General features: G+C 50.6%; 5 protein-coding genes and 1 pseudogene. 5 read left to right on the top strand and 1 reads right to left on the bottom strand.

Annotation, left to right across the window (positions count from 1 at the left end; translation table 11 throughout):
- Positions 1–37 precede the first annotated feature (37 nt).
- The 3 genes from ACFQ03_RS21085 (at position 38) to ACFQ03_RS21075 (ending at position 3,867) form a co-directional block, all read left to right on the top strand.
- Positions 38–1,186, top strand: coding sequence for a vWA domain-containing protein (locus ACFQ03_RS21085; protein WP_379290799.1), 1,149 nt, complete (start codon positions 38–40; stop codon positions 1,184–1,186).
- 189 nt (positions 1,187–1,375) lie between these two features.
- A complete protein-coding gene (locus ACFQ03_RS21080; protein WP_379290797.1) occupies positions 1,376–2,053 on the top strand; it encodes a response regulator transcription factor in 678 nt (225 codons plus the stop codon).
- Entirely contained in the window at positions 2,050–3,867 is a 1,818-nt protein-coding gene (locus ACFQ03_RS21075; protein ID WP_379290795.1) for a sensor histidine kinase, read from the top strand. The genes ACFQ03_RS21080 and ACFQ03_RS21075 overlap by 4 nt, the downstream gene beginning before the upstream one ends.
- A gap of 350 nt (positions 3,868–4,217) precedes the next feature.
- Here ACFQ03_RS21075 and ACFQ03_RS21070 read toward each other — a convergent pair whose 3' ends face one another.
- Positions 4,218–4,529: a hypothetical protein gene (locus ACFQ03_RS21070; RefSeq protein ID WP_379290793.1), complete on the bottom strand. Its 312-nt coding sequence runs from the start codon at positions 4,527–4,529 to the stop codon at positions 4,218–4,220.
- A 634-nt stretch (positions 4,530–5,163) separates the two neighbouring features.
- Between ACFQ03_RS21070 and ACFQ03_RS21065 the strand changes: the two are divergent.
- Positions 5,164–5,841: pseudogene (locus ACFQ03_RS21065) on the top strand (N-acetylmuramoyl-L-alanine amidase family protein).
- A 32-nt stretch (positions 5,842–5,873) separates the two neighbouring features.
- Positions 5,874–6,545, top strand: coding sequence for a GDSL-type esterase/lipase family protein (locus tag ACFQ03_RS21060; RefSeq protein WP_379290804.1), 672 nt, complete (start codon positions 5,874–5,876; stop codon positions 6,543–6,545).
- Positions 6,546–6,565 lie beyond the last annotated feature (20 nt).

Genomic DNA, 6,565 nt, shown 5'->3' with positions numbered 1-6,565 from the left:
ATCCTGCAAAGTACCTCAAGGAAACAGAAAATAAGTATTGTATGTTAATTGGTCAGTCGTAGAAAAAAAACGAAATGTTGAAGCAATAGAAATAAGGACGGAAGGAACAGCAGACGATGATGGTGCTGACCATGACAGCCAGGCGGAAGACGGAATTATTTTGAAAAAGGCCGCCGATAGTGACGATCGCAGTTCCGAAATTTCGCTGTCGGATGAGCCGACCTCTACGGAGAGGTCAGAGCTGGAAGAAGACGGCCCTCCGGTGTATCATCAGACCGATCATGACAGGACGGCGGACGATGCAAAGCGTAAAAATCGGGAATTTCGAAAGAAGCTGAATCAAGACGCAAGAAAGACCGTATCCGATTCTGTTCATAAAGGAATCCGGCTCATTGTACATCGTCCGGAATTCGATAGGGATCTTCAGCAGGAATACTTCCGTCTGAGCAAAGAGCTTATGCCTGTCGTGCGGGAAACGGCGCGTAAGGTAATGCCGCTGTTGGAGCATGAGGTCTCTTTGGAATTTGCGGGGAATCACTATTATGGCGGCAAATTTCAAGCGGACCGCACCGCTTATCGTGATTTCAGATATTTTGCGAAGAAGCTTCCTCCAACGGAGTCCCCCTCCCTTGCGGTTGCTCTGCGAGTGGACGAATCCGCGTCGATGTCGGCGTTCGGAAGATTGGAGGCGGCCAAACGCGCCGTACTTGCGGTATACGAATTTTGCCGGATTTGCCATATTCCTATATTGATATACGGCGATACGGCCGATATTTCCAAGCTGGAGCAAATGTCCGTATATGCCTATACCGATTTGGATCAGGTCGATGCCGATGACCGATTCAGGCTGATGGGGATTCGCGCCAGAAGCAATAATCGGGATGGCATGGCACTCCGAATCATTGCGGAGCGGTTAGCGGTCGCACCGCAGCAGACCAAGCTGTTGATCAGCATAAGTGACGGGCAGCCCAAGGCGATGGAGGATTATACCGGAAACTATGCGGCATTGGACATGCAGCAGACGATAGCCGAATATGAGCGGAAAGGGATTGCCTTCCTCGCCGCCGCCATCGGCCAGGATAAGGATGTCATAAGCCAAATCTATGGGCAGGAGAGGTTTTTGGATATTACAGATCTACAACAGTTTCCTGCGAAATTGGTTCGGATCATCGCCCGGTATTTGTAATTTTACGGAAGTCTGAAGGGTCAGAGGCCGGTGTACAATCCCTTAATACAGCGGTGTTGGCGGGCGGAATTTGAACGCATTAACAGGAAATAATAGGCATTGACAACGGGACAAGGTGTCCTGGCCAAGGGCACATGCAAGGCGAATGCAGGAGCCTGCTTCGACAAACGTTTTGAGAGGTCATAACTTATGTCTAAAACCATACTGATCGTGGAAGACGAACCTATTCTGCGGGAAATCGTGAAGGATTATTTGCTCGAGGATGGCTATGAAGTGCTGGAAGCGGACGATGGAAAACAGGCGCTGGCGTTATTCCAGGAGCATGAAGTGGACTTAATCATATTGGACATCATGCTGCCGGAATTGGACGGGTGGGCGGTATGCCGGCGCATTCGGAAGTCGTCGGACGTTCCGATTATTATGCTGACGGCCCGCTCGGACGAGGACGATACGCTGCTCGGCTTCGAGTTGGGCGCGGACGATTACGTCACCAAACCGTACAGCCCTCCCATTTTGCTGGCACGGGCCAAACGGCTTCTTGAGAGCCGGCGGTTTGGAGCGCAGGAGAGCGATACTTTATCCGGCGGCGGGATTACGATTCATTTACCATCTCGCACCGTTACATTGGACGGGACGAACTGCAGCTTGACGCATACGGAATTTGAAATCCTGGCCTGCCTTATGAAGAACAAGGGGATGATCATCACCAGGGAGCAGTTAATTACCAAAGTGTGGGGATATGATTTCGTTGGCGACGATCGTACAGTCAACAGTCATATCCGCAATTTGCGCTCCAAGCTGGGGGAGCATGCCCGATGCATCGTCACCGTCGTCCGTTCGGGATATAAATTCGAGGATCAGCCATGAGAAGAGGCATCGTATTCAAGCTTTTTCTATTAACGACCGCATTATGCCTGTTCATTCTCGCGATTCTTTTTGTCGGGCAGACCGTATTCTTCAAGCAATTTTATGTGCATCAGAAGGTAGAGAAGGTGCAGGCGGCCCTTCAAGCTTACAAGCAGGACTACTTCAGTAGTGCAGGGGACCCGCAGGCCGTAGCCAAGCTGGAGCAGGACTTTTATCAAAGACATAACACCTGGGTCACGACATTGGACGCCATGGGCAATCTGAATTATTTCGGCGATTTTTATATGGAGGTTCGGGTGGAGCTTTCTGACGATGGCCTTTCCGGCCAAACGATGACCATCCCGCTTTACAGCGTCATGAATGTGGAGGATTTCAGTCAGGACAATCCGTTTCTCACCACATGGATTCAAGAGGGAGAGCGGATCGCTATAGAAGGCTTGCTGATGAACCATCAGCCGGTTCCGCAGCGCATGGCAAGGGAACCAGGCCGTCTGAGGGAGGAAGGCCGTCTGGAAAATCAGCAGATGGTAAACAAGGAATATGAGGTCGTCACCAGGTTTGAGGATCTGAACCGATATCGTGATCTGTATCCGTCGTTTTTTGTCAAAGGAACGATCATAAAAGTCCGGACTCCGGAAGGGACGGAGGTGTCACGCTATACGAACCATCTATTTCTGGACCGGGTCAAAAGCTTTCAAGCGGATCTTCTGTTTGGAGATTATGATGGCGGTACGAATGAGAGCCAGATCATAGATTTTGAAGAAAACCAGGTGAATTACAAATTGTTCGTGGAGCACATCGATGACCGGAACGGGAATCCCGCCTACCTGTTCGCGATGGTGTCGCTGCAGCCGGTGAGTGAAGCCGCGGATGTGATACAGGATTACTATGTATACATCGTCATCGCCACACTTCTGCTCGTACTGCTCGCCTCCTTCTATTATTCCCGGCGGATTGCCCGTCCGCTGCTGCGTATCAACCGTACGGCGCAGAGAATGGCCGGGCTAGACTTCACCGAGAAAATTCCGGTAACGACCAAGGATGAGATCGGGGACTTGTCCCGCAATATTAACGAGCTGTCCGAACGGCTGCATTCCCATATAACCCGGCTGGAGCAGGACATTGAGAAAGAGAAGCAGCTGGAAAATACGCGAAAAGAGTTTATATCCGGAGTGTCGCATGAATTAAAAACTCCGTTAAGCGTCATTCAAAGCTGCCTGTCCGTTCTTAAGGACGGGGTTGCCAGCCATAAGCGGGATCATTATTTTGCGGCGATGGAAGATGAAGTGAGGAGAATGGATCTGCTCATCGGGGATATGTTGGAGCTGGCGAAATACGAATCGGGCACATACAAGATGAAGATGGATTCGTTCCATATCGATACACTTATAGAGCGGGTTTGTGCGAAATTCTCTTCGGACTTGGAGAGCAAGTCATTGCATCTGTATACCCGTCTCGCCCCGGTCGAGGTTGTAGGCAATCAGCATCGGATCGAGCAGGTGCTGGTCAATTTCCTCACCAATGCTATCCGCTATACGCCGGAACAAGAATCGATCATCCTTTCGGCCGTCGAAGAGCAGGAGACCGTCCGGGTGAGTATTGAAAATAAAGGAACCCATATTCCGGCGGAGCAGCTGGAGAAGATATGGGACCGTTTCTATCGCGGCGATAGTTCCCGCCATCGGAAGGCCGGAGGAACCGGACTCGGATTGGCGATTTCCAGGAAGATTTTGGAGCTGCACGGGGTGCGGTACGGCGTCACCAATACAGCGGAAGGCGTAATGTTTTATTTCGATCTGAATAAAAAAGTGTAGGCGGGCTGTCTCCACTCTCCAAAGTAGCCTGTGGTTGATCCCGTCATGCAACGCCAAACACCGCGCGCTGGGAGTCTCGCACGTGGTGCGTAAAGCTCCAAACGACTGAGTAACGGCCTGCACGAAATGCTCCGTCATGAGCATGGGAGTCAGGGACATCAAGGACGTCAAAGGAGAAGTTCGGCCCCTCTGCTCCTGCAAGTTCGACGCAAGGACGAGCAAAAATACATTATTCCGCCATGAACAAGGGAGTCAGGGACATCAAGGACGTCAAAGGAGAAATTCGGCCCCTCTGCTCCTGCACGTTCGACGCAAAGACAAGCAAAAATACATTAAAATTCGGCCGTTTTTCACAAATAGTGCGAAAGACGATCAAATGTGCAGGTCTTTTTGGCAAAATGGGCCGATTTCGCAAAAATCCCTCGAAAGACCTGCATTATTGCTTTAGAATCGGGCGTGTCGCACCATTTCCCGAAAAAGACCTGCATTATTGCTTTAGAATCGGGCATGCCGGCACCTTTTCCGCGAAAGACCTGCATTATTGCTTTAGAATCGGGCATGTCGCACCATTTCCCGGAAAAGACCTGCATTATTGCTTTAGAATCAGGCATGCCGGCCCCTTTTCCTCGAAAGACCTGCATTATTGCTTTAGAATCAGGCATGCCGGCACCTTTTCCCCAAAAGACCTGCAGTATCGCTTTAGAATCAGGTACGTGGCAGCCCTTTTTCTAAAATAACCATACTATCCTCCACGACCGTCTTTTACACTATCCGGGGGGGAATTGGAGCTGTCCCGAAGAATATCGTATAAAACGAGTACCTCCCGATATGTACGAAAGAACGACCTCGCATTCCACTGCAAAGGTGGATGGTGAGGTCCTTTTTATTGCAAAAAATCGGCGCTGAGCGGGGCTGAAAATAGGCAACGACTATTGGGGGGCGGCTTTTTTAGTATTTCTTACAGCTTGAAATCATTTCATGGCCTCTTCTAAATCTCCCTAGAGTACTCGCTATCCGCCGATGGAGTAATCGCTTCAATCTACCTGCATCAAGAAATAGTATGTCCTTGGACAAGGGCAGCGACAGCCGTTTCTTCTTGAATTCTTTAAATTACTTTTATATCTTCTGCATCTTATCTTTATCTCTCTCTATTATTCTATTTTGCGAGGTGGCACGTGACCGTAAAAGCTGTTTTGAGCGAGACCGCGGTACAGAGGACTTACGGACGCCCAACTATCCGCCTGAATTTCGGGAGCAAGTTCATCGCATGTAAGGTTAACGGAAGGGGGGAAACCGATGAAGCGAAGGAGACCGTACTTAAAATGGCTTGCGGCCGCCATTCTTATTTTTGCCGTGTACAAGCTCCAGGCCGGCTACGCCGGCGAAATCCGCGCGAGCGAGAGCGGGGCTGTGAATATCGACGATGCCCCGGTATATAAAGTGGTCATTGACCCGGGACACGGGGGCAAGGACCGGGGGGCTACCGGCGTCAGCGGCAAGGAAGAGAAGGATTTTACGCTGCAGCTATCCCAAAAGGTGAAGGAACTGGCGCAGCAAGAACCGCGAATCGAGGTCTATATGACCCGAACCGATGACTGATTTCTTTCTTCCATAGATCGGGCAAGGCCCGAATTTGCCAATCAGATGGGTGCGGACTTATTTATATCCATTCATGGCAACACGTATACCGATCCCGATGTTTCGGGTACGGAAACTTATTACTACCGCAAAGAATCGCTTAAGCTGGCTAAAATCATGCACAGGCATGTGGCTGGGGCGACCGGATTTCGCGACCGCGGAGTGAAGAAAGAGGACTTTTTCGTTGTGAAAGATACGAAGATGCCGGCGGTGCTGCTGGAAGTCGGTTATGTCACGAATCCGCAGGACGAGGCCCGGATGTTTACGGACGATTTTCAATACCGGATTGCCGCCTCCATTCTGGACGGGATGAAGGAATATTTAAAAATAAACTAGGAACCGGGAGAGGAACATACATGAACATGACCATGAATATGACCAAAAAAAGAATGATCACCCTGCTGATCGGAATAATTGCAATCTCGTTGGCGGCCTGCGGCCCGGAAGGAGGGCAGAAGCCCGGATCTGTGACTCAACAAAAAGGGGCGGACCCCGCAGCTTCAGAACAAGCTTCATACGCGACCCTGTTTCAAACGAGCGTATTTCTGGGGGATTCGATTACGGAAGGGCTGTCGTTCCACGATGTGCTGGAGGAGGCGAATGTGCTTGCGGGCGCGGGGAAAACCGCCCAATTCGCGCTCGAAGATATCGACGATTTGGTCAAGCGCAAGCCGAAACATATCTTTATTCAATTGGGATCGGACGATATCCTGTGGCCTACGGACAATCCGAAGGAATACTCTCTGACGCACTACGCCCAATTGATCGGAATGATCAAGGAAAAGCTGCCGGACGCCGACATCACGATTATAGCGGTTACTCCGGTGACAGCGGAGGCGGAGAAGGAGGAGCCCCGTTATCGCAATATCGCGGATTACAATCAGGGGTTGAAGGAACTGGCCGCCAAGGAACAAGCCGGATTTGTCGATTTGGCACCCAACATTGCAGACCATCCCAACCTGTACGATGCGGACGGCATTCATTTTAAAGCCGAGTTCTATCCGTTGATGCTGGATTTGCTGAAGGATCAAGTGAAGTAACATGCCGAACGGGACTGTAA

Source organism: Paenibacillus residui, assembly GCF_042677205.1.
Classification (GTDB): Bacteria; Bacillota; Bacilli; order Paenibacillales; family NBRC-103111; genus Paenibacillus_L; species Paenibacillus_L residui.
Note: the sequence above shows the minus strand (reverse complement) of the source record. Positions and strands in the feature narration are given on the sequence as shown.